A 24,483-nucleotide genomic window follows, 5' to 3' on the forward strand; every position below is an offset into this window, starting at 1 on the left:
CTATCGGGGCGCAGGCGGGGCGTGAACTCACGCGCGGGCCGCTCGGCGCCAGCATCGTCGCGGCGCGGACCGCGCGGCGTACCGGTGAATTCGCGGCCCTGCGGCGGACGACCGCCCTCGGGACGCGGACCACGTGGACGGTCGCCAAAGGACGGGCGGCCGCCAGCGGGGCGAGCACGGTCGTCGTCACGGCGCGGACCGCGCGGCTTGTCGCCGAAGGCCTTCTTCTCGTAAGGCTTCTTGTCCCCGTAGGGTTTCTTGTCCCCGAAGGGCTTTTTCTCGCCGAACGGCTTCTTGCCGGCGGGCGGACGCGGCGCGGCCTTGCCGAAGGTCTTGGCGGACTGGTCGTCGCGGTCGGGGCGCTTGACGATGCGGGTGTTGCGCTTGGCCACAAATTCCTCAGGCGCACGGCCGTCTTCATCGAAATGGATGTGGCGCGGCGGCGGCGCGTATTCGTCGTCGCGGGCCTCGTCGCGCTTGGGAGCCGGCTTGCGGCTGTCGAAGCGGCCGGGGCGATCCTGGCGCGGACGATCGGCGCGGATTTCTTCCTCGGTCTTTTCGGCGCCATCGGTGAAGCGGAAGCGCTGGCGGGCGATCTCGACCGTGTTGGTGCCGCGACCGGTCAGGCGGTCGCGGGTCGGCTTGCCTTCGAGCGCATTGGCCTCGGGCATCTCGCTGTCGAAATCGACATCGGCGGCATCGGCCAGCTTCTTGCCGAGCTGGTCGCGCAGCATCTTGGCCTTGACGGTTTCGACGCCGCCCACCGGTATGTCGCCGAGCTGGAACGGGCCGTAGCTGACGCGGATGAGCCGGTTGACCTCGAGGCCGAGCGCGCCCAGCACATTCTTGACTTCGCGGTTCTTGCCTTCACGCAAGGCGAGGACCAGCCAGACGTTGGCGCCCTGCTCGCGCTCGAGCGTGGCTTCGATGGCCCCATATTTGATGCCGTCGATCTCGATGCCGTCCTTGAGCTTGTCGAGCGCCGCCTGGGTAACCGTGCCGTGGGCGCGCACGCGGTAGCGGCGCAGCCAGCCAGTGGCAGGCAGTTCGAGCACGCGCTTGAGGCCGCCATCATTAGTCAGCAGGAGCAGGCCTTCGGTATTGATATCGAGGCGGCCGACGGTGACGACGCGCGGCAGGCCATGGGTTTCGAGATGCTCGAAGATGGTGTCGCGGCCCTCGGGGTCCTTCTCGGTGACAACAAGGCCGGCAGGCTTGTGGTAGAGCCAGACACGGGTGCCCTGGCGCGCCGCGAGCGGGGCGCCATCGACCATGATCTTGTCGCGGTCGGTGACGTTGAAGGCCGGCGTCAGCACCTTCTTGCCGTTGACCACCACGCGGCCCTCGGTGATCCACACCTCGGCGTCGCGGCGGGAGCAGAGCCCGGAGCGGGCGATGACCTTGGCGAGGCGGTCGCCGGTATCGGGTTGGGCTGGGGTGTCGCTCATCGGGCGGTCTTTCATGTCATGCGGGACCCATATGCCCGAGATATCTCGGGCGGGCGGCGCGGAAAAAGGCGAAGCGGCCGGATGGTCCGGCCGCTTGAAAAGTCAGAACGGCGGAGGCCGTCAGTTGCCGAGAGTAATTTCTTTCTCGGTCAGGCCCACGCCCGGACCCGAACTGCTGTTCGAGCTCGAAGGGGCGGCATAGGCGGCACGGATCGCCTTGCGCACCGATTCGGGGCATTTGGGATCGTTGATCGAGACCACTTCGCCATTGCCCACGGCGCAGACCAGTTCGGCATCGCCGACGCGGGTGAAATACTCCTCGGGCGGCAGATAGAGCGGGCGCTTGCCGTTGTTGGTGGACACATCCATGTTGGCCGCCTGCATGCGGGCCACCAGGGTGCGGGTTTCCTGCTCGGTCAGCGGGCGACCGGCGACGGAGCGCAGGTCGACGACCTTGGCATTGCGCAGGCGCGTCAGGTCGGCTTCGGTGAGGTTGGTGGTGTCGACGCGAACCGTGTCGCTGTCAGCGGGAAGCTGGGCGACCGTTGCCTTGGGTGCCGGGGCCGGCAGCGCCTGGCCCGAGGCCGGCAGCACCAGCGGTGCCCGCGCGGTGGTCAGGTCTTCCTTGGGCGTCTCGCCGGGAACCAGACCAACGCCACGCGCCGTGGTCATCATGACCTCGCGCTCAAAGGTGCCGAAATCGGTCAAGGCGTTGGTGCCTTCCACCGTGGTGCAGGCACTGAGCGTCACAGCCAGCAGCAGACCAAGCGAGGCCAATCCAGTCCGGGTAACCGCTCCAAGAGCAGAATGCTGCCCGGTCAAACCAATACGCATGAAACGTCCTTCAAGATGTCGGCGGCGCTTATAGCGCATAATCCCAGCTAAGGCCAGATTCTGGCGGCAACGTGTTCTATGCAGTCACGCGGTCGACTTGCGTGGCCGGCCAAGGCCGATGAGATCCGCGATCAGCAGGATGACGCCAATGGTGATGGCCACGTCGGCGACGTTGAAGATGTAGAACGACCACGTGCCCCAATGCAGGTGGAAGAAATCGGCGACGGCGCCATAGATCAGCCGGTCGATGGCATTGGACAGCGCCCCGCCGATGCAGAAGGCCAGGCCGAGGCGGATCAGCGCCGAATCGGCGCGCAGCCACCAGATGCCGAGCGCCACGATCGCCACCAGCATGACGAGCCCGAGGGCCCAGACGGGCAGACCATCGAGCAGGCCGTAGGAAATGCCGGTATTCCACACCAGCACATAGTCGAAGAAATCGGTCACCCGCACGATTTCGCCGCCGCGCCAGCCGGTCATGGCGAAGGGCACATAGCTGGTGAAAACCTCGACGCAGGTAGCGGCGCCGATGGCGATGCAGTCAGCCGAGACCTGGAACGCCTTGTGGGCCCGGTCGAGGCCAAAGGCGAGGATCGCCGTGGTCAGGGAGAGGTAGACGGTGGGGTTGGCGAGGTCGCGTATCGTCACGAGGCAGGGGCTCCTTCTGCCTTCTCCCCTTTGCGGGAGAAGGTGGCGCGCAGCGCCGGATGAGGGGGTTGGCAGGATGCACGCCACATTGGCGACACCCCCTCACCCGCCCTTCGGGCACCCTTTCCCACAAGGGGAGAGGGAAGTCGGGCCGATGGCCCGGATCAAAGCCCCGCCGCGGCGCGTTCGCGCAAGGCCTGGGCGTCGCGCAGGGAGACGTCCGGGTAATCGGGGTCGGTGCCGACCTCGGGCAAGACGCGCCACGAACGGGCGCAGCGCTGGCCCTGGGCCAGGGCGAAGCGGACTTTCACTCCTGGGACATCCTCCAACCAGAAATCATTGGCTGTCTCGCCAGTAGTTTGAATCTCGATGCCGGAGGTGATGGCGATTTCGGCCAGGTCCTCGCCGGCCATGGCCGTGAGGTAGCGCTCGTCAGTGATGAACACCTTGGGCGCCGCCTCAAGCGAGGAACCGATGCGCTTTTCGCGGCGCTCGATCTCGAGGGCCCCGGTGACGACGCGGCGCACGGCGCGGATCAGGGTCCACTTGCTGGCCAGATCGTCATCGAGCCACTCGGTCGGTACCTCGGGGAAGAGGCGCAGATGCACGGACGAGCCGGCTTCGGGGTGCCGTTCCAGCCACACTTCTTCCATGGTGAAGACCAGGATGGGCGCCAGCCAGGCGGTGAGGCAATCGAACAGGTGATTGAGCACCGTCAGCGACGCCTTGCGCCTGGTCGAGCTGATCGGGTCGCAATAGAGCGTGTCCTTGCGGATATCGAAGTAGAAGGCGCTGAGCTCGATATTCATGAAGTTGGTCAGCGCGGTGACGATCTTGCGATAGTCATATTCCTTGTAGGCGCCGCGCACCTGCTCATCGAGCTGGGCGAGGCGATGCAGCATCAGCCGCTCAAGCTCGGGCATGTCCTCGAAGCGGACTTCGTCGGACGGCTGGTAATGGGCGAGATTGCCCAGCAGCCAGCGCAATGTGTTGCGCAGCTTGCGGTAGCTGTCGACCGTGGTCTGGATGATTTCCTTGCCCAGGCGCAGGTCTTCCGAATAATCGGACGATGCCACCCAGAGGCGCAGGATATCGGCGCCATATTGCTTGATGATGTCCTGCGGGGCGACCGTATTGCCCAGCGATTTGCTCATCTTGCGACCTTCGCCATCCATGGTGAAACCATGCGTCAGCACGCTTTCATAGGGGGCGTGGCCGTTGGTGGCGCAGCTTTCCAGCAGCGAGGAATGGAACCAGCCGCGATGCTGGTCGGAGCCTTCGAGATACATCGAGGCCGGGAATTTCAGGTGCGGCCACTTTTGTTTATTGCGCAGTACCCAGGAATGGGTGGTGCCGCTGTCGAACCAGACGTCGAGCACGTCGGTGACCATCTCGTAGTCGTCGGCCTTGTAGGCATCGCCGAGATAGCGTTGGCCCGCGCCCGGCTTGTACCAGGCGTCGGCACCCTCTTCCTCGAAGCTCTGGGCGATGCGGTGGTTCACCTTCTCGTCCTTGAGGATTTCGTTGGTGGCCTTGTGGACGAAGACGGTGATCGGCACGCCCCAGGCGCGCTGGCGTGACAGCACCCAATCGGGGCGATCGGCGATCATGGCGCGCAGGCGGTTCTGGCCTGCTGGGGGGTAGAACTTTGTCGCGTCGATGGCGTTGAGGGCGCGGTGGCGCAGCGTATCGCCCAAGGCGCCGTCGATGTCGCGGTCCATATAGACGAACCATTGCGGCGTGTTGCGGAAGATCACCGGCTTCTTGGAACGCCAGGAATGGGGATATTGATGCTTGACGCGGCCGCGGGCGACCATGGCATTGCGCTCGGCCAAAGCCGCGATGACGCGGTTATTGGCATCGCCCTTCTTGCCGTTGTCGTCGATGACGCGCGCGCCTTCGAGGCCGGGAGCCTCATCGGTGTAGAAGCCGTCGTCGCCGACCACATAGGGGATGGCGGTGTCGATGCCCTTTTCGCCCAAGAGGCGCGAAGAGTTCATCCAGATTTCGAAGTCGTCGAGACCATGGCCCGGCGCGGTATGGACGAAGCCGGTGCCGGCATCATCGGTGACGTGTTCGCCATCGAGCAGCGGGACTTCGAACTCGTAGCCGCCGCCGAGACCGCGCAGCGGGTGGTGGCATTGCAGGCCGGCCAGAACGGCAGGCGGCACATCCTGCAGGCGGATGAATTCCTCGACCTTGGCCTTGGCGAAGGTCTCGGCGGCCAGCTTGTCGGCCAGCACGTATTTCTCGCCTGTCGAGGCCCAATTGCCATCGGGCGCCTTGGTAACCTCGTAGAGGCCATAGGCAACCTTGGACGAGAAGCTGATGGCGCGGTTGGCGGGGATGGTCCAGGGCGTCGTGGTCCAAATGACCACGGAGGCACCGGTCAGGTGTTCGCGACGCGCGATATTGTCTTCGACGCCCGATCCGGCGGCCGCCGCGATGTGCGACGTCTGGAACTTCACCCAGATGGTGTCGCTCTCATAGTCCGCATATTCGATCTCGGCCTCGGCCAAAGCCGTGCGCTCGACCACCGACCACATGACGGGCTTGGAGCCGCGATAGAGCTGGCCAGTGCTGGCCACCTTCATCAGTTCGCGGGCGATCTGGGCTTCGGCGTCGAAGCTCATGGTGAGGTAGGGATTGTCCCACTCGCCCAGCACGCCGAGGCGCTTGAATTCCTCGCGCTGGATATCGACCCACTGCTCGGCAAAGGTGCGGCATTCCTGGCGGAATTCGACGACGGGAACCTCGTTCTTGTCCTTGCCCTTGGCGCGGTACTGTTCCTCGATCTTCCATTCGATAGGCAGGCCGTGGCAGTCCCAGCCCGGCACATAGGCCGAGTTGTAGCCCAGCATCTGCATGGAGCGGGAGACGAGGTCCTTCAGCGTCTTGTTCAGCGCGTGGCCGATATGGATATTGCCATTGGCATAGGGCGGGCCATCATGGATGGTGAACAGCGGCCGGTCCTTGGCCTGCTCGCGCTGCAGCGCGTAAATGTCCATCTCTTCCCAGCGCTTGAGCCAGCCCGGCTCGCGCTCGGGCAGGCCGGCGCGCATGGGGAATTGGGTTTCCGGCAAAAACAGCGTGGCCGAATAATCGGTTTCGGTGGCGCCCGCGGCGGTATCGGTCATGGAAACGGCAATCGGTAAGGGAAGATTTGGGCCGCCTTTTAGCAAGGCGGGGCGGATGGGGCAAAGGATGATTTGGCCTCCACCTCTCCCTTTGGGGGAGAGGTCGACGCGAAGCGGCGGGTGAGGGGGCCTTTACTGGGTGAGGTGCGCAAGAAACGCCCCCTCACCCGGCTTGCTCCGCAAGCCGACCTCTCCCCCAAAGGGAGAGGTGAAGCGCAGTGCCCTACCCCACAAACCCCAATTTGGCATCCAGCTCGCTCAGCGGCGAAGCCTTGGCCAGTGCGTCCCGCGCCTTCTTGCTGTCGCGGTCCATTGCCGCAATCAGCTCGTCCAGCCCCGAAAACACTTCCTGGCCGCGGATGTGGGAGACCAGTGCCACCGATATGGTCTGGCCGTAGATGTCTTCGTCGAAATCGAACAGATGCGTCTCGAAGGGCGGCAACTGGTTGTTGAACATGGGCTTGCCATAGGCGGCGACGCCGTCGAACAGGCGATCGCCCAGGCGGGCGCGGACGGCGTAGACGCCCTGGGCCAGCTGGAAATTGGCGCGCGTCATGGTGTTGGCCGTGGGGTAGCCGAGTTCCCTGCCCCGCTGGTCGCCCTTGACCACGCAGCCGTCGAAGAACCAGTGATAACCCAGCAGCCTGTTCGCGGCGATCACGGCGCCTTCCGACAGGGCGGCGCGGATGCGCGAGGAGGAGATGACTTCGTCGCCCTCATCCATCAGGTCGAGCGTCTCGACGGCAAATCCCTGTGCTTCGCCCGAGGCCTTGAGGAAGGTCGGCGTGCCGCGGCGCTGGCGGCCGAAATGGAAATCGGCGCCAACGATGACGCCGGTGACATTGAGCGCATCGACCAGGAAGCGGGACACGAAGTCCTCGGCCTCGATCTGCGAGAAGGCGCGGTCGAAGTTCAGCACCGCGATGGCGTCGAGGCCAAAGGCTTCGGCGAGGCGGGCCTTGGCGTCGCCATCGGTGAGGCGGAACATGAAGGGCGCCGGCGCGAAGACATCGCGCGGATGCGGCTCGAAGGTCAGCACCATGGCCGGCACACCGGCCTGGGCGGCGCGGGCCTTGAGGGTGGTCAGCACCGACTGATGGCCGCGGTGGACGCCGTCGAAATTGCCGATAGCGACAAAGGCGCCGCGCAGGGCGGCAGGCACGGCATCGAGGCTATTGAGGCGAATGAAGCCGGTCACGGCTTCACCAGGACAGGCGCGGCAGGAAGCCGGCCATGTGGGCGCGGCTGGGGGCGACGAGATCGGCAATGGCCTGCGGATCGGGCTTGCCGAAGGCATCGAGCTCGGCCGCATGGATGGAGCCGGTGACAAAGAGCAGGTCGACGCCGAACTTGGCGGCACCGGTGGCGTCGGTGCGCACGCTGTCGCCGATCGCGAGGACGCGGGACTTGTCGAGCGGCCTGCCGGCCGCCAGCTCGGCGAGGCGGAAGGCTTCCTCGTAGATGGGCTGGTAGGGCTTGCCGGCCATCAGCACCATGCCGCCCATGGCGGCATAGAGGTCGCCCAGCGCACCGCCGCAATAGATGATCTTGTCGCCATGTTCGACCACCCGGTCGGGGTTGGCGCAGATCATGGGCAGCCTGCGGCTGAGCCAGACCCTGGCCCGCTCGCGGTACATTTCGGGCGTATCCTCGTCGGTATCGAGATCCGTGACGACCACCACCTCGGCCTCGTCGGCGCCGGTCCGGCGCACATCCAGACCATCGTAAAGCGCGTCATCCTCAGTTGGTGGGCCGACATGGTGGATGGCCCGGCCGCGATATTTGCCGATCATGGTGCGGGTGGCATCGCCCGAGGAGACAATGGCGTCGTAGGCGGCGCGATGCACGCCCAGCCGATCGAGCATCTCGATGATGGGGCCGGACGGGCGCGGCGCATTGGTGATGAACACCACCTTGCCGCCCGCCGCGCGAAACTGGCTGAGGGCATCGACCGCGGTCGGAAACGCCTCGACGCCGTTATGGACGACGCCCCATACGTCGCTGAGCACAGCGTCATAGCGACCGGCCAGGTCGGCAAGGCCAGAGATGGAAGGCAGGGGGCTGGTCATCGCGCTATTCCGATGCGAACAGGATGGCCGTTCTATGTGGCAGCTTGCCCCTCGGGATCAAGGGGAAACCGATATGTGCCCTGGTATCATAGGTCTGGCATAGGTCCGAATTCGGCGCTCGCTGCCCCAACCGCCGCTGCGCCAGACTAGAACTCCACCCGCCGCAGTTGCGGCGCCTGGCGGGCCGGCTCGGTCACCAGGTCGGGACGGACGGGGCCGGCGGCGGCAATATAGGGGCCCTGGACCAGGGTAATGCCGTCTTCGAGCAGTTCGACGATCTGACGCTCGTTGGCGATGCCGGTGCCCAACAGCTTCACGTCGAAGCGGGCAACATAATTGGCGATGTCGGAAGCATGGAAATCGGTGAATACCTCGGGTTCCTCGATGAAGCGGGCCGCGTCGATGCGCAGCGACCGCACACCCTGCGCCGCCAGTTCGGCCACGTCGACGCGGAGCGACCTGACATTGGCGATGGAAAAGCCGGCGCCCTTCTTGACCACGGCGTCGGCAATGGCCCGCTCGCCAGTGGTGAGGGACTGCCAATCGGGCTCGCCGATAACAAAGATCAGGCCCGGCGCGATGGCGCGGTTGGCTTCGAGCGAGACGATCAACTGCTCGGAGGCGGCCGAATCGCCCAGAGTAGCGCGCGACAGCGGGATATAGAGCGTGATCGGCTGGCCGCCGGTGCGGGCGCGGCGGCAGATGGTGATGGCCTCGACCAGGCCAGCGCCCTCGATCTGGCGGATCACATCCTCGCCGCCGCGGCGGGGCATGAAATCGGGACGGTCGGCGAGGTCGCCGTCCTCCATCATCAGGCGCGGGACAAGGTCATAGCCCTGCGGCCGGCGCTGCGGCAGCGTCACGACGGGCTGGATATGATGGATCAGCCGGTTATCGGCGATTGCCTGGCGCAGCATTTCGAGCGGAATGGACGGATCGGCCTCGCGCGGCGGCGTTGCTGGCGGCGGGGGTGAGATCATGCGGTCGCGGCCCGCCGATGCGGGCTTGGCGACACGGTCCTCGATCTCGGCCACGGCCTCGGCCACCTGGCGGATCACGGTGCCCAGCACGGAAATATCGGCTTCCACACCCTCGAGTCGCGCACCGGCATTGAGATCGGTCATGGCATTGATACGCTGGCCGAGCACCGCGCCGGCCTGGGCATCGGTGGCAAGCAACCGGGACAGGTCCTCGATGGCTCTTTCCAGTCGGTTTTCGGCGCGCTGGCGCAAGGCGCGCTCCATCAGCACGACGCAGACGCAGCCGAAGACGACGGCGGCCAGGATGGCTTCTGCCGGGGTGAAGGTCAGGCCGAAATAGGCGGCGGCGCCGATGGCGGCAGCAGCAAGGGCGATGAACGTGTAGACCAATGCCTGCACGGCGGACCTCGGAACCCTTCGAATGCCGGGATTCGGCCCTTCCTCATAGCATCGCGCAAGGGTCGGCAAAAGCGCGGACGGACCGCTGCCCAAGCCTATTTGCTGAAGGTCAGGTGACGAAGATATTCCAGCCGCGCGAGAAGAAGCGATGGAACAGCACCAGCTGGGCCGCCCCGGTCGCTGCAGCGGCGCCACCCATATGCCCCATGGACACCCGTGGCAGATCGCCGCCACGGGGCGGAAGCGCCGCCAGGTGGTGCTCGACGCGCTCCACCAGGCTCGTGACCACCGCGCGCGGCATGACGCCGTCGATAACGGCGACATCGAACTCCACGACAGCGCGCGTGCTGAGAACGGCACTGGCCAGCGCCCGGCCGGCGTCGTCGAGCCATGCCGATGCCACCGGCTCAAGGCTTTCCCAATCCCAGTTCAGCGGGTTGCCGCGCGGGGGCGTGCGCCCCGCCGCCTCGAGCCGCTGCTCCAGGGCCAGAAGGGAGGCGATGGTATAGACGTAGCTCGCCTGCCCCTGGGCGTCGGCGACCAGGATCGCGCCCAGATTGGCGGCATTGCCGGTGCGCCCCTCCCACACCTGCCCGTCAATGGCAATGCCCGCACCCACAAGCGCGCCGACCTGGAGATAGGCCAGGCCATCGGGTCGGGGGAGCCGGTGGGCGATGAACTCGGCCCAGCAGGCGGCATTGCCGTCGTTGAACCAGGCGACCGGCTCGCCCAGCGCCCGTCCGACTTCGTCGGCCATGTCGACACCGCTCCACAGCTCCACCTGTTCGACGGGTGCGCCAAGGCGGTGGATATGCCGGTCGATACGAGATGGGGAGGCGACACCGATACCAACCAGGCGCTCGGCCTGCGTGGCCGTCATGCCGGCACGAAGGGTCGCGACCTCGGCGCTGACATCGGCAAAGATGGTGTGAAAATCGGGCCAGCAATAGCTGCGGCGGATACTGGCCAGAGTGATGCCGGCCATGCCGAACAGCAGCACCTCGAAATGCCGCCAGCCGATCTCGATGCCGATGCCGAAGGCGCCATCCGGATTGAGGAAGAGCGGCGTTGCCGGCTGGCCGCGCCGGCCGCGCAGCACCTCGCCGCGCAGGACCAGTTCGCGCGCCTCGAGGTCCGAGACGATGCGCGAGGTGGTCTGCGGCCCCAGGCCCGACAGACGGGCCAGATCGGCATTGGAGGCCCCCGGATTGAGAGCGATAAGCGTCATCACCGCCCGCTCATTGGCGATGCGCACTCCAGACTGCGCGAAGCCTCGCGCCACCCCATCGTCTACGGTCTTCCTCTGCATGGCGGCAGACTTAATCTTGAGAATGCCAGTCAGGCAAGGGCCAAGTCCATCGCCTGCAACGTAAAATTCGACGTGTGCGGAACGGTTTGTTTACCCTGTTGCGAAACAATTGGGGCAACACCGGGACAGAGCGGCAACGCCGGACAACCGGCATGGTGAGTAATCGGAACACGAGGACCAGGCCGCATGGCGATGCACAACCGACACGATAGCGGGCCGCAGGGACGGCTGCTGCTGGTCGATGGCGACGAGAAGCACGCCGCACTGGTCGCCGAAACGCTGGCCGGGAGCCTGGGCCATGGCATGTGCATCATCATCGCGGCCGGCGGAAAGCAGGCAGCCGACCTGTTGCGCGACAGCAGTTTCGACATCATCCTGGCCGATCTTTCATCCCTGGGCGACATCAGCGAGCGCAGTGACGACGCCGTGTCGCGGCTGGTGCGCCTGTCGGACGGGGCACTGTTCGTTGCCGTATCGGATGGCGCGTCGGTTTCGGCGGCGGTAGGGGCGATGCGTGCCGGGGCGCATGACTATGTGGTCAAGCCCGTCAACGGCCCGGCCATGGCCGGCCGCATTGGCGAGCTGGCGCAGCGTCATGGCAAGGGCCGCGCGCTGAGCATCGCGCCGCGCAGCGAAGGTCGGTCCGATTTTGCCGGCTTCATTGGCGCCTCGAGCGCCATGCAATTTGTCTATGAGCAGATCGGGCGCATCGCCGCATCGTCGGCGCCGGTCTTCATCACCGGGGAAAGCGGCACCGGCAAGGATGTCTGCGCCGAGGCGCTGCATGCGACAGGCCCCAGATTCGGCAAGCGCCTGGTGGCCATCAACTGCGCCGCCATCCCGCGCGACCTGATGGAGAGCGAACTGTTCGGCGTGGCGCGCGGCGCCTTTACCGGCGCGCATGACGATCGCAAGGGCGCGGCCGAGCTGGCCGATGGCGGCACGCTGTTCCTCGACGAAATCGGCGAGATGGATCTGTCGCTGCAGAGCAAGCTGCTGCGGTTCCTGCAGACCGGCACGCTGAGCCGGGTGGGCGAAGCGGGCGTGCGGCAGGTAGATGTGCGGGTCATCTGCGCCACCAACCGCAATCCGATGCAGCTGATATCAGAAAAGAAGTTCCGCGAGGACCTGTTCTATCGGCTGCATGTGCTACCCATCCACCTGCCGCCGCTGCGGCAGCGGCCGACCGATGTCATGGTGCTTGCCCGCCATTTCCTGGCGCGCTATGCCGCCGAGGAACACAAGCATTTCTCCGGCTTCGCGCCCGATGTCGCGAGCCTGCTGTCTGCTGCCGAATGGCCCGGCAATGTGCGGCAATTGCAGAACCTGGTGCGCCGCCTGGTGGTGATGTGTGATGGCGGCGAGATCAGCATGTCCATGCTGCAGGTGGCCGACATCGAGTCGCGCGGTTTGGTGGCGTCGGTCGAAGCCGCGCCGCGTGGCGACCGCCGCCAGAGCATCCTGCCGATGTGGCAGCAGGAGCAGCGCATCATCGAGGACGCCATTGCCAGCTTTGGCGGCAATATCTCCTTGGCCGCCGCCGCGCTGGAGATCAGCCCGTCGACCATCTACCGCAAGCGCCAGGGCTGGGCGGAAATGGCCGTGGCCAGCTAGAGACCCAGCGCAACCACCAGCGACAACGCAAACAGCACGGTTACCAGCGGCGTCATGGTCAACCGCTCCGGCGCGCTGCGCGAGATGGCATTCATTGGAATGCCCAGCGCGCAATAGCCCACCACGACCCAAGCCGCGATGCCCAGCCACGCTCCACCAGGCAATAGCGCGATGACACCAGCCTGCTGCAGCAGCACGGCGGCAAAGCCGGCATAAAGGGCGATTGATACGACGCTGCCGACCCGCAGCGGGGTGGGCAGGCGCTCGTGCTGGCCGCCCCAGGCAAAGCGGCCCAAAGGCGCACCGGCAATCAGGGTAGCCTGAAACACAGCAAGACCAGCAAGAATGACGGCAATGGCGATAGCTGCGACGGCGCTCATGAATGTCCCCTGACTGTCACCAAGATGGGGCAAAGCCCCCGGCGATCAAGGCGTATTGGCTTCCCGCGCCTTGATGCGGTCGATCCCCAGATAGTGCTCGCGCAGGATCACGGCGATGCCTGACAGGACGATGATGACGGCGCCGATGACCATGCTCAGCGTCGGCACGTCGCCGAAGACCAGGAAGCCGATGACCAGCGTCAGCAGCAGGGAGACATATTCAAACGGCGCGATGACCGACATGTCGGCATAGCGATAGGCGGACGTCATCAGCAACTGCCCGATGCCGCCGGCAAAGCCGGCGCCGATCAGCAGCGCCGCCTGCTGCGGGGTGGGCATGGCCCAGCCAAAGGGAATGGTGGCCAGCGACAGGATGCTGGCGCTGATGAAGAAGTAGATGACAATCGCTTCAGTGCGCTCGGTCTGCGTCAGCTTGCGCACCTGCATCATGGCGAAGGCGGTGAAGATGGCGGCGCCGAAGGCAGCGATGGCGCCCCATGTTTCGGCATTGCCCATGGCCTGGCCGCCGGAAAACAGCGTCAGGCGGGGCCAGAGGATAATGACGACGCCGAACAGGCCGACAGTGACCGCCGTCCAGCGAAAGACATGGACACGCTCCTTGAGCAGCAGGGCGCTGAAGGCCACGATGAGCAATGGGGCGGCAAAGCCGATGGCCGTGGCCTCGGGTAGCGGCAGCCGGGTCAGCGCGAAAAAGCCCAGCCCCATTGACGACGCGCCCACCAGCGCCCGCACGACATGGCCGAGGGGATTGCGGGTGTGGAGGGCCGAACGCAACTGTCGGCGCCACAGCAGCCAGGCAAGGACGGGGAGGATAGCGAAGAAGCAGCGGAAAAAGACCAGCTCCCCGGCCGGGATGGTGCCCGTAGCCTTGAGCAGGGTCGCCATGACCACGAAGAAGCAGACCGAGAGCACCTTGAGCGTGATGCCACGCATCGGCCCACCCCGCTGCGGTGCAGGGCTGGACGCGGCGGCGGGCACGGAAGTGGTCACGGCAATCTCTTGGTCGTCAGCCGGATCAGCGGCCGGGGGATTGCTCCAGCTTTTCCTTGGCGATGCGCGCCGTGGCGAACGCCTTGTGCTCGGGACCGACGGCCGAGCCTGATTTGACCACCTTGCCGGCGGCGTCGAGGATTTCCCAATGCCAGTTAGCGTTCGGGCCGCTGCCGCCCTTGAGGCGCAGCTTGATCTGAAGAGTGTTGTCCTGGGTCATGGGGGCGTTATGGCGCAGGTTGGCGCGCGGGGAAAGGGGGCGGAGGAAAAAGTTGCGCGCCGGCCTGTCACGCGGGCGGCATGGAGCCAGCGGCCCCACCCCGCCCAGCATGCGGTGCCTTTGGGCACCTAAACCTCGGAATATCTGTACTCGATCCGGTCACCCTTGAAGGCCAGGTGATCGCGGATCGGCTCCACCAGCGGGCATGGATCGGGATAGTACCAGGCCTGGTCAGGGCCGTCGGCGGTCAGCGTCTTGATGGTGTAGTAATGCGCCTCCCCCTTATAGGGGCTGGTCGTGCGGGTTTCGGAAAGCTCAAGGATGTCCTCGCGGACGTCGCTGCGGGGCAGGTAAATGCGAAGCGGCTCGCCCGGCTCGTCGAGTTCGAGCGCGTTGAGGGACGAGCCGATCTCGGCATCGTCGAACAGCACATGCACCCGGCCCTTGGCGGGCGTGATCCTGATATCCTTGTCCAGACATTGACGCGTCATGTTGTCCTGCCATGTAGGGGGTTAAAGCGATCTGGCTCAACGCGCGAGAAGAAAGCCGGTTCACGCGACCTTGACTCGATCAGGGGCCAGCCATATATCCCCGGTCACCTGTTGGCACTCTACAATGGTGAGTGCTAACAGCGCCAAGTTTGCATTGAAATTGCTGCCATAGGAGCAAAACATGGGCTTTCGTCCTCTGCACGACCGCGTGGTCGTCCGTCGCCTCGACAGCGAAGAAAAGACCAAGGGCGGGATCATCATCCCCGACACCGCCAAGGAAAAGCCGTCCGAAGGCGTGATCGTTTCGGTTGGCCCGGGCGCGCGCGATGACCAGGGCAAGATCAATGCCCTCGACGTCAAGGCCGGCGACCGCGTGCTGTTCGGCAAGTGGAGCGGCACCGAGGTCAAGCTCAACGGCGAAGACCTGCTGATCATGAAGGAATCCGACATCATGGGCATCGTCGAAGGCTAAGTCCTTTCCTGCCCTTTTCGTCGTTTCAACCCACTCTTTAAGGAGCGCCACTCATGGCCGCTAAAGAAGTAAAGTTCTCTACCGATGCCCGTGACAAGATGCTGCGCGGCGTCAACATCCTCGCCAATGCGGTGAAGGTGACCCTCGGCCCCAAGGGCCGTAACGTCGTGATCGAAAAGTCGTTCGGTGCCCCGCGCATCACCAAGGACGGCGTGACCGTCGCCAAGGAAATCGAGCTGGAAGACAAGTTCGAGAACCTGGGCGCCCAGCTGCTGCGTTCGGTCGCTTCCAAGACCAACGACATTGCCGGTGACGGCACCACCACCGCGACCGTTCTCGGCCAGGCCATCGTCGTCGAAGGCGTCAAGGCTGTTGCCGCCGGCTTCAACCCGATGGATCTCAAGCGCGGTATCGACCTGGCTGTTGCCGACGTCGTCACCTCGCTGCAGGCCGCTTCGGCCAAGATCAAGTCGTCCAGTGAAGTCGCCCAGGTCGGCACCATTTCGGCCAACGGCGAAACCGCCATCGGCGACATGATTGCCGAAGCCATGCAGAAGGTCGGCAACGAGGGTGTCATCACCGTCGAAGAAGCCAAGACCGCCGAGACCGAGCTTGAAGTCGTCGAAGGCATGCAGTTCGACCGCGGCTACCTCAGCCCCTACTTCGTGACCAATGCCGAAAAGATGACCGCGGTCCTCGAAGACCCCTACATCCTGCTGCACGAAAAGAAGCTCTCGAACCTGCAGGCCATCCTGCCGATCCTGGAAGCCGTGGTGCAGTCGCAGCGTCCGCTGCTGATCATTGCTGAAGACGTCGATGGCGAGGCCCTGCCGACCCTGGTCGTCAACCGCCTGCGCGCCGGCCTCAAGGTCGCTGCCGTCAAGGCTCCGGGCTTCGGCGACCGCCGCAAGGCCATGCTCGAAGACATCGCCATCCTGACCGGTGGCCAGGTGATTTCCGAAGATCTCGGCATCAAGCTCGAGAACGTGACCCTGGACATGCTCGGCACTGCCAAGCGCGTCGAAATCACCAAGGAAAACACCACGATCGTGGATGGTGCCGGCACGACCGAAGACATCCAGGGCCGCGTTGGCCAGATCAAGGCGCAGATCGAAGAAACCTCTTCGGATTACGACAAGGAAAAGCTGCAGGAACGCCTGGCCAAGCTCGCCGGTGGCGTTGCGGTGATCAAGGTCGGCGGCTCGACGGAAGTTGAAGTCAAGGAGCGCAAGGACCGCGTCGATGACGCGCTGAACGCAACCCGTGCTGCCGTTGAAGAAGGCATCGTCCCCGGCGGCGGCGTCGCGCTGCTGCGTGCTTCGCATGCCATGACCACCAAGGGCGCCAACGCAGACCAGGACGCTGGCATTGCCATCGTCCGCCGTGCTCTGCAGGAGCCAGTGCGCACCATCGCCAACAATGCTGGTGCCGAAGGCTCCGTCGTTGTCGGCAAGATCCTCGAGAATGCCTCCAAGACCTTCGGCTACAATGCTGCGACCGGCGAATATGGCGACATGATCACCATGGGCGTCATCGATCCGGTGAAGGTGGTTCGCACTGCCCTGCAGGACGCGGCATCGGTGGCTTCGCTGCTGATCACCACCGAAGCTCTCATCGTCGAGGCCCCCAAGGACGCAGCCCCGGCAATGCCGGGCGGCGGCGGCATGGGCGGCATGGGCGGCATGGACTTCTAAGAAGTCCGACCCGGCTTTGGAGTTCGTTTCTTCCCAGTCACGGACTTCACGAGAAAGGCGCAGTGGAAACACTGCGCCTTTTTCTTGTGCCCAGCCGTTGCGAGGGCGCTAGAATGCGCCACACATCAGCGAGGATTCCATGCGAACACCCCGGCGCGGCAGCGCCTTCGACCAGGCAGAGGCTGCCTTCAAATCCGCCACCAGCAAGCCGGTGGAAGCCGCTCCGGCCAAGCCCCTGGCGCCGCCCAGCGGCAAGGAGATGGTGACGCTGCGGCTCGACCGCGCGGTGCTCGAGCATTTCCAGGAAGATGGTCCGGGCTGGCAGGACAGGATCAACGCGGCCCTGCGCGCTGCGGCCGGGCTGGAATAGCCCCTCCCCCCACTACAGGGGGTGCCCTTTTCGGCATTTGACAGCAACGTGCCGACGTTTCATTTTCCGAGGAATTGGAGCAAGGGGGTTCGAGATGTCCATGCGTGTTGTTCTGGCTGCGGTTTTGCTGCTGGCGCTCAATCTGGCGGCCACGGGGGATGCTTTCGCGCAGAAGACCAAGACCAAGGGCACGCCCCCGGCGACCCAGTCGCAGCAACTGGATCCCAACGATCCCGATGATCTCGAGACGATCCTCGACGAGGGCGACGCGGCCTATTTCGTCGACGAGGGGCAGACGCCCGACTACGAATATGCCTTCGAGATGTATTCCCTCGCCGCCGAAGCGGGCGACCCCTATGCGATGAACCGTGTGGGCCTGATGTATGACCGCGGCGAGTTCGTGGCACAGGACTTTGACAAGGCCTTCGACTGGTATCTCAAGGCCGCCGAGGCTGGGTTGCCGGCGGCGCAGAGCAATGTCGGCAGCATGTATAATGTCGGCGATGGCGTGCGGCAGAGCTATGCCGAGGCGCAGCGCTGGTTCCGCCTGGCCGCCGATAATGGCTATGCCTATGCCATGTATGCGCTGGGCGACATGTACCTGGCCGGCAATGGCGTCGCTAAGGATGCCGAAGAGGCGACGGCCTGGTACCAGAAGGCGTCCGATGGCGGCGACGCCAATGGGCACTGGTCGCTGTCGCTGCGTTATCTCTATGGCGACGGTGTCGGCAAGGACACGCAGCGGGCGGCCGAACTGGCCTATCTGGCGCTCACCAATGGGCTGCAGGTGGCGCTCGACGAGTTCAGAGATATCCGCAATGCCGATACCTCGCCGAACTATCGCCGGGCCATCCAGGAAATGCTGAAGCGCGACGGGTTCTATACGGGCACGATCGACGGTAGCTTCGGGCCGGCAACGCAGCGCGCCATCGAGGCGGCGTTCGGCTCGGCCCTCTAGAAGAACAGCAGCCGCAGCGCCAGGGCGATCGACACCACCACGACCAGTGGACGGATGATGCGCGCGCCATAGCGGATGCCGGTGCGCGCGCCGATATAGCCGCCAACCACCTGCCCCGCCGCCATGGCGATGGCCGCGGGCCAGACCACGTCGCCCGCCGGGATGAAGATGGTCAGTGCAGCGAGGTTGGAAACCAGGTTGAGTATCTTGGTATTGCCCGAAGCCCGGGTCAGGCCCAGCCCGAACAGCATGACGAAGCCGATGGTGAGGAAGGAGCCGGTGCCCGGCCCGAAGATGCCGTCATAAAAGCCGATGGCCATGCCCATGACCGGCACGAAGAGCCCGAAGGGCAGCCGCGCCGCCTTGTCGGCATCGGAGAGATTGGGAGCGAACAGGAAATAGAGCGCAATGCCGATCAGCGCGACGGGAACGGCCACATCGAGCAGGCTGACGTCGATCTGCTTGACCACCAGCGCGCCGGCCAGGGCGCCGGCATAGGTCAGCGCAATGGCCGGGACCAGAGCCTTGAGCGACACGAAACCGCGGCGCCAGTAGGTGAGCGCCGCCATGCCGGTGCCGAACACCGATTGCAGCTTGTTGGTGGCGAGCGCTGCGACGGGCGGCAGGCCCGCCGACAGCAAGGCGGGCAAGGCGATCATGCCGCCGCCGCCGGCAATGGCGTCGACAAAGCCGGCCAGCATGCCGACCGCGGCGAGCGCGAGGAGAATAAGGGGATCGAGCATAAAGACCGGGATGGTTCAGGGCGCGTTCTGGCGCGGTGTCGGGTCGTCGGCGATGCGGCGCTCATAGATCGGGATATTGATCATCGAGGACATGAAGCCGCTCATCATCATCTGGAAGCCCGAGACCAGCGCGGTCATGGCCAGGATGACGGGACGCATGGTGCGGCTGGGGTTGAGTGGCCCGAAATCGCGCGCCGCCCAGACTGATACGCCCCAGATCAGGGCAATGATGCCCACCAGCATGAGGCTCAATGCTGCCAGCAGGATGCGTTCGAGCGTCAGGGCTTCGAGCAGGCGATCGTAATTGCCGGAGCGGGGGATGAAGCCGTAGCGCGAGGCGAAGCGCCGGCCGATGATGGCGAAGGAGATCGACTGGAGGCCCACGATGATGCAGAGCGCCGCCACCAGGAACGTGTGGATGTCGAACGAGATGTCACCAATATAGGCCGGGCCGGGCAGCAGGATCGCCCCGACCACCAGGCCGACTGCCAGTAGGGCGATGCCGGGATAGAGGAAAAGCCACCGCGGCGAGAACAGCAGCAGGAAACGCAGATGCCGCCAGCCATCGCGGATGGAGCGAAGATGGGGCGGACGCGAGCGCCCGTCCTTGACCAGGGTCGTGGGCACTTCGCGGATATCGAGATGGGCCAGGGTGGCCTTGACCACCATTTCGGAGGCGAATTCCATGCCCGATGTGCGCAGGTTGAGCGAGACGATGGCGGCGCGCGAGAAACCGCGCAAGCCGCAGTGAAAATCGCCGATCGAGGCGCCGAAGAACCGCCGGCCGATGGCGCTGAGGACCGGGTTGCCGATATAGCGGTGCAGCCAGGGCATGGCGCCGGGCGCTATCCCGCCCTTGAAGCGATTGCCCATTACCAGATCGGCGCCAGCGCGGAGTTCGGCAACAAAGGCATCGAGCCGGGAGAAGTCGTAGCTGTCGTCGGCATCACCCATGATGATGAAGCGGCCGCGGGCCGCCTCGATGCCGCCGCCCAGCGCGGCGCCATAGCCGCGCTCGGGAACCGGCACCACCCGGGCGCCCAGGCGCTCGGCGATCTCGCGGGAACCGTCGGTCGAGCCATTGTCGGCGACGAGGATTTCGCCCGCTATGCCGCTGCGGTCGAGAAAGGCGCGGGCCTTGCCGATGCAGGCGGCCAGGGTCTCTGCCTCATTGAGGCAGGGCATCAGGATGGTCAGTTCGATGTCGGCCAACGCGCCCCCCTCGGCCTCATTGTCGTCTTGTGCCGTGAATCGGGGACCAGTGACAATGGCGGTTCAGTTCCCGCCACCGTCTCCTGGCCCGGGACCATTTCGGCCTTCGTTGTTGCGCCAGAGAATGTAGAAGATCGCCACGACGGCGGCGGCGATGACCAAGGCTTCGACCCATTGTCCGTTCATCGGCAGCACCCTCTCAGAATCCGGCCGTGGTGCCCAGCCGGGCCAGCACGGCGTCCAGCTGGCTCCGGCGCTTGGGCGAAAGCTTGGCGGTGCGCGAGACGATCAGGCAGGCTTCGCTCTGCAGCATGACGCCATCTTCGAGGACGCGCAGGCCATTGGCCGCGAGTGTCGAGCCTGTGGTGGTGATATCGACCACGATATCGGCTACCCCCGAAGCGGGGGCCGCCTCGGTGGCGCCCAGGCTCTCGACGGTGCGGTATTCGGCAATACCCGCTTTGGCGAAATGCTGGCGGGTAATGGTGATGTATTTGGTGGCGATGCGCAGCCAGCGGCCATGACGGCTGCGGAAGTCGGACGCGACATCGGCCAGGTCGTGCATGTGGGTCACGTCGATCCAGGCGTCGGGTACGGCGACGACGACATCGGCCTGGCCGAAGCCAAGGGGCTTGGCGATGGAGACCGAGGCGGGACCGCTCTCGCTGGTCTCGTGGATGAGATCGCGGCCGGTCACGCCGAAATCGATGGTGCCGCGGATCAGTTCGCGGGCGATTTCGGAGGCGGGGAAGAAGCGTACCGTCACCTCCGGCAGGCCCTCGATGGCGCCGAGATAGGAGCGGGCGCCGCCAGGGCGGGTGATAGTGAGGCCGTTGGCGGCAAACCACTCACGCGTGAGTTCTTCGAGGCGCCCCTTGGAGGGCACGGCGAGCGTGATGCCGGTCATGGTGCAACCTCCGCTTCGAGGCGATCGACCCAGACCGAGCAGCCGGAGGCGGCGATGGGGGCGGTGGCGCCAAGGCGTTCGAGCAGGCGATCATATTGGCCGCCGGAGGCAAGGACTTCGCCCTTGGGGCCGGTCATCTCGAAGACGATGCCGGTATAGTAATCGAGGCGCGGCGAGAAGCTGGCATCGAAGCTGACGCGGCATTCGCCCAGGCCATTGAGATGACGGCGGATGGCGCGGATCGGGGCGCCGAGCATCAGCTTGTGGCGCGCGGCCAGCGCCTCGACCTGGGTCAGGGCCTGGAGGACCGGGCCCGAAATGGCCAGATAATCGCGCAGCAGCTTCAGCGTTGCCGGCGGAACGTGGGCCGCGTCGAGCGCCTGCTGTTCGAGGTAGCGATCGGCGATCTCGTCGGGCGTGCGGCCTTCGGAGAGGCTGAGACCGGCGGCGACCATCTGTTCGGTAACGTCTTCGACCAGCGCCTTGCGGCTGGGCTGCTGCTGGCGGGCCGCATCGGGGGCGGCTTCGAGCCGGGTCAGCAGGCGGTCGAGCGCCTCGGTATGGCCGAAGCGGTTGCGGATGCGCGGGCGCCAGGCATCGGGCATATCGGCCTGGACCAGGAGGGCTTCGAAGAGGCCCACGCCGCCCAGGCGGATATCGGGAGCAATGCCGAAGATGGAGCAGGCAGCGCGGGCGAAGGTCAGCACCTGATCGAGTGCCACGTCACCATCGGGCTGGGCCAGCAGCTCGATGCCGGCCTGATCGAACTCGGCGGCGCCGGTGTCGCGCTGGCGAAAGATGGGACCCATATAGGAGAAGGCTGCCGGCTCGCCGACGCCATCGGCGATATAGGCCTCGACGATGGGCAGCGTGAAATCGGGCCGCAGGCAATATTCCCGGCCGCTCGCATCTGATGTCAGCAACAGGCGGCGGCCAAATTCCTCGCCCGCGAGATCGAAATAGGGGTCGGCGGACAGCAGCAGTGGCGGCGTGGCGCGCGTGGCGCCCTGCGCTTCCACGAGGGATTCGAGATTGGCCCGACGGAGGGCGGCGCCGGTCATCTTACCTCTTCCCCAAAGGGAGAGGTGAAGGGGGCACGGTTGAGAGCACGGCGCATCATTGCTCGCTCAGCAGTTTCTTGATGGCGCTGACCAGCTCTTCGCGCCTGACTTCGAACTGGCCCGGCCGTGCGGCCTTCCATTCGGCATTGTCCGATATGGCCGCAGCGGCCTGCTTGCCGGCGATCAGGTCCTTGATCTGCAGGATCCCCTGCTCGCGCTCCTGGCTGCCTTCGATGACGACGATGGGCGAATTGCGCTTGTCGGCATAGGCGACCTGCTTGCCGAAATTCTTGGTGTTGCCCAGGAACATTTCGGCGCGGATGCCGGCATTGCGCAGTTCGGAGACCATGGCCTGGTAGCGGGCGGTCTGGTCCTTGTCCATGACGAGGACGACGACCGGGCCAGCCGGTTCGGTGGCGCCCAGATTGCCTGTCAGTTTGAGCGCATTGGCGAGGCGGGAGACGCCGATGGAGAAGCCGGTGGCGGGCACCGGCTCGCGGCGGAAGCGGGACACGAGGCCGTCATAGCGGCCACCGCCGCCAACCGAGCCGAAGACCACGTCCTGGCCCTTCTCGTTCTGCACCTTGAAGGTGAGTTCGATCTCGAAGACCGGACCGGTGTAATATTCGAGGCCGCGGACGACGGAGGGGTCGATCTTGATGCGATCACGCCCATACCCCGCAGCGTTGAAGAGCGCCTGCATGGTGTCCAGCTCGGCAAAGCCCTGATTCCAAGTCTCGTTGGACTTCACTGCTTCGTCCAAGGTCTTTCGATCGTCGAACTCTTGATCGGTGTCGCCAGAATAGTACCGTTCATTCAAAACGGTGTCTGTTATCAGGCCCACCTGCGCGGGCGCCAAGCCGGCACCCTTGGTGAAATCACCACTGTCGTCCTTGCGGCCAGCGCCGAGAAGCAATTTGACGCCCTCTGCGCCAAACTTATCGAGCTTATCGATGGCGCGGAGCACGGTGAGCTTCTGCTCATCTGTGATGACGCCCGCGGCGGCTAGCACCCCATCCAGCACCTTGCGGTTGTTCACCCGCACCACGTACTTCCCCGCCAGCCCCAGCGCATCCATGACGTCGGCCATCATCATGCACATCTCGGCGTCGGCCTCCGGCCCCGCCGCGCCGACCGTGTCAGCGTCGAACTGCGTGAACTGGCGGAAGCGGCCCGGGCCGGGCTTCTCGTTGCGGAAGACGTAGCCCTGGCGATAGGAGCGGTAGGGCTTGGGCAGGGTTTCGAAATTCTCGGCAAAGTAGCGGGCGAGCGGCGCGGTGAGGTCGTAGCGCAGGCTCATCCACTGCTCGTCATCGTCCTGCAGGGAGAACACGCCGGCATTGGGCCGGTCGGTGTCGGGCAGGAACTTGCCGAGCGTCTCGGTATATTCGAACAGCGGGGTTTCGACCGGGTCGAAGCCATAGCGCTCATAGACCGCCTTGATCTTGTCGATCATGGCACCAACGGCGGCGATTTCGCCGGGCGTGCGATCCTCGAAGCCGCGCGGCAGGCGGGGCGTGATCAGCTTGGTCTTTTCGGTCATCTGGAAGTCCTGAGAAGTCGCGGTGTTGTTAGCGGATCAAGGCCATGGAAACAACAGGCAGTGGTGGCGGAGCAGCCGGGAAGACCGGGATTTCTCCCGGCCTTCCCGACATAGGGGTCACATCTTCCACGTGATCACGGGAAGGGGCCTAACGTCGTCCGGCTCAGGCCAGAACCACGACCTGGGAGCCGGTGGCAGGCCCATATCGGCCCGCAGGCGGGCGGGCAGGTCAGCCGGGATGCGCGGACGGGTCCACCACGCCGCCAGGGCGACGCGCAGAACGGGGATGAAGCCCCGTCGGTGGACGGCGTTGGTAACCTCAAAGTTGAGGCGCAGCATGACGCTGCCCTCATCGAGTGCATTTTCAAACATGACGGTTTCCGGCAGCGATCGAGCGCCTGCCGGCCTTCTGATCTTGAACAGGGCAAGTGGGGAGGTCCGGCCGGGACCGGGCCTCCCCCGCGCTTACATCCCGGGTCTCCGCAGGGGATCCGGAATGCCTGAATGGCCGGGCACATCGAGCCAGTGGACGGGCAGTTGCTCGGGCGGCAGGCCGACATCGGCCCGCAGAGAGGCGGGCAGGTTGGCTGGCAGCCGCGGGCGGTTCCACCAGGCGCTGATGGCAGCGCCCAGCACGGAGAGCAGGCCCCGCTGGTGCACGGCGTCGGCGATGGAGAATTCGAGGCGCAGCACGATGCTGCCCTCAGGGAGGCTGTTGTAGGACATGACGGTTTCCGGGCGCGTCAGGACGCGGACCGGCCTCTGTTGGGTTGGGTTAGGTGGAGGATGGACGGATGCGGGACGAGAAAAGACCCGGGTCAGACCATCGCGTTTGGTTGGCTAGAAGTGTCCGCGGTCACTGGGGACCGAGGTGGCTTGGGGAGCGAGGCTTAACCTCGCGCGCAATGCCACGCGTTGGGACCCTGGCGGAGTTCAAATACTGCTGTCATGTAGTTGCCTCCCTCGGGTTCGCGTTGATGGAC

24 protein-coding genes are annotated in these 24,483 nt (G+C 65.2%); 5 read left to right on the plus strand and 19 right to left on the minus strand.

Features of this window, described 5'->3' with window-relative positions:
- The 8 genes from IH615_RS20180 to IH615_RS20215 form a co-directional block, all read right to left on the minus strand.
- On the minus strand, positions 1–1,448 hold a 1,448-nt coding region (locus tag IH615_RS20180; RefSeq protein ID WP_291364798.1), incomplete at its 3' end, for a pseudouridine synthase.
- Positions 1,449–1,568: 120 nt separating this feature from the next.
- Positions 1,569–2,282: a hypothetical protein gene (locus IH615_RS20185; RefSeq protein WP_291364800.1), complete on the minus strand. Its 714-nt coding sequence runs from the start codon at positions 2,280–2,282 to the stop codon at positions 1,569–1,571.
- Between the two features lie 84 nt (positions 2,283–2,366).
- Complete coding sequence (gene lspA / locus IH615_RS20190; RefSeq protein ID WP_291364802.1) at positions 2,367–2,930, minus strand: signal peptidase II; 564 nt, start codon at positions 2,928–2,930, stop codon at positions 2,367–2,369.
- Between the two features lie 164 nt (positions 2,931–3,094).
- Complete coding sequence (ileS, locus tag IH615_RS20195; protein ID WP_291364804.1) at positions 3,095–6,067, minus strand: isoleucine--tRNA ligase; 2,973 nt, start codon at positions 6,065–6,067, stop codon at positions 3,095–3,097.
- Between the two features lie 223 nt (positions 6,068–6,290).
- On the minus strand, positions 6,291–7,265 hold the full coding sequence (locus tag IH615_RS20200) for a bifunctional riboflavin kinase/FAD synthetase (RefSeq protein WP_291364805.1): 975 nt from the start codon (positions 7,263–7,265) through the stop codon (positions 6,291–6,293).
- A gap of 4 nt (positions 7,266–7,269) precedes the next feature.
- Positions 7,270–8,136, minus strand: a complete 867-nt coding sequence (locus IH615_RS20205) for a TIGR01459 family HAD-type hydrolase (RefSeq protein ID WP_291364807.1) — start codon at positions 8,134–8,136, stop codon at positions 7,270–7,272.
- Positions 8,137–8,282: 146 nt separating this feature from the next.
- The gene (locus IH615_RS20210) at positions 8,283–9,515 is read right to left on the minus strand and encodes an EAL domain-containing protein (protein ID WP_291364809.1); all 1,233 of its coding nucleotides are present in this window, start codon (positions 9,513–9,515) and stop codon (positions 8,283–8,285) included.
- A 109-nt stretch (positions 9,516–9,624) separates the two neighbouring features.
- Positions 9,625–10,824, minus strand: coding sequence for an ROK family transcriptional regulator (locus IH615_RS20215; protein ID WP_291364812.1), 1,200 nt, complete (start codon positions 10,822–10,824; stop codon positions 9,625–9,627).
- A 186-nt stretch (positions 10,825–11,010) separates the two neighbouring features.
- Here IH615_RS20215 and IH615_RS20220 point away from each other — a divergent pair, with 186 nt between their 5' ends.
- Entirely contained in the window at positions 11,011–12,438 is a 1,428-nt protein-coding gene (locus IH615_RS20220) for a sigma-54 dependent transcriptional regulator (protein ID WP_291364813.1), read from the plus strand.
- Here the strand turns inward: IH615_RS20220 and IH615_RS20225 are convergent.
- The 4 genes from IH615_RS20225 to IH615_RS20240 form a co-directional block, all read right to left on the minus strand.
- Entirely contained in the window at positions 12,435–12,818 is a 384-nt protein-coding gene (locus IH615_RS20225; RefSeq protein WP_291364815.1) for a hypothetical protein, read from the minus strand. The two genes, IH615_RS20220 and IH615_RS20225, sit on opposite strands and share 4 nt — an antisense overlap.
- 45 nt (positions 12,819–12,863) lie before the next feature.
- Positions 12,864–13,772 (minus strand): DMT family transporter, encoded by a 909-nt coding sequence (locus IH615_RS20230; RefSeq protein WP_366485373.1) that lies wholly within the window; start codon positions 13,770–13,772, stop codon positions 12,864–12,866.
- A gap of 82 nt (positions 13,773–13,854) precedes the next feature.
- Positions 13,855–14,049: a hypothetical protein gene (locus IH615_RS20235; protein WP_291364819.1), complete on the minus strand. Its 195-nt coding sequence runs from the start codon at positions 14,047–14,049 to the stop codon at positions 13,855–13,857.
- A 128-nt stretch (positions 14,050–14,177) separates the two neighbouring features.
- Positions 14,178–14,540, minus strand: a complete 363-nt coding sequence (locus IH615_RS20240; protein WP_291364821.1) for a DUF427 domain-containing protein — start codon at positions 14,538–14,540, stop codon at positions 14,178–14,180.
- 181 nt (positions 14,541–14,721) lie between these two features.
- On the opposite strand from IH615_RS20240, the gene IH615_RS20245 reads away from it, so the two are divergent.
- The 4 genes from IH615_RS20245 (at position 14,722) to IH615_RS20260 (ending at position 18,034) form a co-directional block, all read left to right on the plus strand.
- Positions 14,722–15,012 (plus strand): co-chaperone GroES, encoded by a 291-nt coding sequence (locus tag IH615_RS20245; protein WP_291364823.1) that lies wholly within the window; start codon positions 14,722–14,724, stop codon positions 15,010–15,012.
- Positions 15,013–15,065: 53 nt separating this feature from the next.
- Positions 15,066–16,706, plus strand: a complete 1,641-nt coding sequence (gene groL / locus IH615_RS20250) for a chaperonin GroEL (protein WP_291364825.1) — start codon at positions 15,066–15,068, stop codon at positions 16,704–16,706.
- Positions 16,707–16,845: 139 nt separating this feature from the next.
- Positions 16,846–17,076, plus strand: coding sequence for a BrnA antitoxin family protein (locus IH615_RS20255; protein ID WP_291364826.1), 231 nt, complete (start codon positions 16,846–16,848; stop codon positions 17,074–17,076).
- A 100-nt stretch (positions 17,077–17,176) separates the two neighbouring features.
- Positions 17,177–18,034 carry an SEL1-like repeat protein gene (locus IH615_RS20260; protein WP_291364828.1) on the plus strand — a complete coding sequence of 286 codons (858 nt, stop codon included), beginning with the start codon at positions 17,177–17,179 and terminating at the stop codon, positions 18,032–18,034.
- On the opposite strand, the gene IH615_RS20265 is transcribed toward IH615_RS20260, so the two are convergent.
- The 7 genes from IH615_RS20265 to IH615_RS20295 form a co-directional block, all read right to left on the minus strand.
- A complete protein-coding gene (locus IH615_RS20265; RefSeq protein ID WP_291364829.1) occupies positions 18,031–18,777 on the minus strand; it encodes a TSUP family transporter in 747 nt (248 codons plus the stop codon). The genes IH615_RS20260 and IH615_RS20265 overlap by 4 nt on opposite strands.
- Before the next feature lie 15 nt (positions 18,778–18,792).
- Positions 18,793–19,989, minus strand: a complete 1,197-nt coding sequence (locus IH615_RS20270; protein ID WP_291364831.1) for a glycosyltransferase family 2 protein — start codon at positions 19,987–19,989, stop codon at positions 18,793–18,795.
- A 199-nt stretch (positions 19,990–20,188) separates the two neighbouring features.
- Positions 20,189–20,896 carry an ATP phosphoribosyltransferase gene (gene hisG, locus IH615_RS20275; protein ID WP_291364833.1) on the minus strand — a complete coding sequence of 236 codons (708 nt, stop codon included), beginning with the start codon at positions 20,894–20,896 and terminating at the stop codon, positions 20,189–20,191.
- Positions 20,893–21,957, minus strand: coding sequence for an ATP phosphoribosyltransferase regulatory subunit (locus tag IH615_RS20280; protein WP_291364835.1), 1,065 nt, complete (start codon positions 21,955–21,957; stop codon positions 20,893–20,895). Before IH615_RS20280 ends, hisG begins: the two co-directional genes overlap by 4 nt.
- A gap of 55 nt (positions 21,958–22,012) precedes the next feature.
- Entirely contained in the window at positions 22,013–23,500 is a 1,488-nt protein-coding gene (gene hisS / locus IH615_RS20285; RefSeq protein ID WP_291364837.1) for a histidine--tRNA ligase, read from the minus strand.
- Between the two features lie 117 nt (positions 23,501–23,617).
- Positions 23,618–23,872 (minus strand): hypothetical protein, encoded by a 255-nt coding sequence (locus tag IH615_RS20290; RefSeq protein ID WP_291364839.1) that lies wholly within the window; start codon positions 23,870–23,872, stop codon positions 23,618–23,620.
- A gap of 93 nt (positions 23,873–23,965) precedes the next feature.
- A complete protein-coding gene (locus tag IH615_RS20295; protein ID WP_291364841.1) occupies positions 23,966–24,226 on the minus strand; it encodes a hypothetical protein in 261 nt (86 codons plus the stop codon).
- Positions 24,227–24,483: the final 257 nt, after the last annotated feature.

This window comes from Devosia sp. (assembly GCF_014860165.1).
GTDB lineage: Bacteria > Pseudomonadota > Alphaproteobacteria > Rhizobiales > Devosiaceae > Devosia.

What these genes read in the sequence shown, in the direction of transcription:
- IH615_RS20230 (WP_366485373.1), bottom strand. Translation starts at nt 13,772, where the DNA reads ATGCGTGGCATCACGCTCAAGGTGCTCTCGGTCTGCTTCTTCGTGGTC.
- hisS (WP_291364837.1), bottom strand. Translation starts at nt 23,500, where the DNA reads ATGACCGAAAAGACCAAGCTGATCACGCCCCGCCTGCCGCGCGGCTTC.
- IH615_RS20235 (WP_291364819.1), bottom strand. Translation starts at nt 14,049, where the DNA reads ATGACCCAGGACAACACTCTTCAGATCAAGCTGCGCCTCAAGGGCGGC.
- IH615_RS20225 (WP_291364815.1), bottom strand. Translation starts at nt 12,818, where the DNA reads ATGAGCGCCGTCGCAGCTATCGCCATTGCCGTCATTCTTGCTGGTCTT.
- IH615_RS20240 (WP_291364821.1), bottom strand. Translation starts at nt 14,540, where the DNA reads ATGACGCGTCAATGTCTGGACAAGGATATCAGGATCACGCCCGCCAAG.
- IH615_RS20265 (WP_291364829.1), bottom strand. Translation starts at nt 18,777, where the DNA reads ATGCTCGATCCCCTTATTCTCCTCGCGCTCGCCGCGGTCGGCATGCTG.
- IH615_RS20280 (WP_291364835.1), bottom strand. Translation starts at nt 21,957, where the DNA reads ATGACCGGCGCCGCCCTCCGTCGGGCCAATCTCGAATCCCTCGTGGAA.
- IH615_RS20185 (WP_291364800.1), bottom strand. Translation starts at nt 2,282, where the DNA reads ATGCGTATTGGTTTGACCGGGCAGCATTCTGCTCTTGGAGCGGTTACC.
- IH615_RS20205 (WP_291364807.1), bottom strand. Translation starts at nt 8,136, where the DNA reads ATGACCAGCCCCCTGCCTTCCATCTCTGGCCTTGCCGACCTGGCCGGT.
- hisG (WP_291364833.1), bottom strand. Translation starts at nt 20,896, where the DNA reads ATGACCGGCATCACGCTCGCCGTGCCCTCCAAGGGGCGCCTCGAAGAA.
- IH615_RS20290 (WP_291364839.1), bottom strand. Translation starts at nt 23,872, where the DNA reads ATGTTTGAAAATGCACTCGATGAGGGCAGCGTCATGCTGCGCCTCAAC.
- IH615_RS20245 (WP_291364823.1), top strand. Translation starts at nt 14,722, where the DNA reads ATGGGCTTTCGTCCTCTGCACGACCGCGTGGTCGTCCGTCGCCTCGAC.
- IH615_RS20260 (WP_291364828.1), top strand. Translation starts at nt 17,177, where the DNA reads ATGCGTGTTGTTCTGGCTGCGGTTTTGCTGCTGGCGCTCAATCTGGCG.
- IH615_RS20295 (WP_291364841.1), bottom strand. Translation starts at nt 24,226, where the DNA reads ATGTCCTACAACAGCCTCCCTGAGGGCAGCATCGTGCTGCGCCTCGAA.
- groL (WP_291364825.1), top strand. Translation starts at nt 15,066, where the DNA reads ATGGCCGCTAAAGAAGTAAAGTTCTCTACCGATGCCCGTGACAAGATG.
- IH615_RS20255 (WP_291364826.1), top strand. Translation starts at nt 16,846, where the DNA reads ATGCGAACACCCCGGCGCGGCAGCGCCTTCGACCAGGCAGAGGCTGCC.
- IH615_RS20215 (WP_291364812.1), bottom strand. Translation starts at nt 10,824, where the DNA reads ATGCAGAGGAAGACCGTAGACGATGGGGTGGCGCGAGGCTTCGCGCAG.
- IH615_RS20220 (WP_291364813.1), top strand. Translation starts at nt 11,011, where the DNA reads ATGGCGATGCACAACCGACACGATAGCGGGCCGCAGGGACGGCTGCTG.
- ileS (WP_291364804.1), bottom strand. Translation starts at nt 6,067, where the DNA reads ATGACCGATACCGCCGCGGGCGCCACCGAAACCGATTATTCGGCCACG.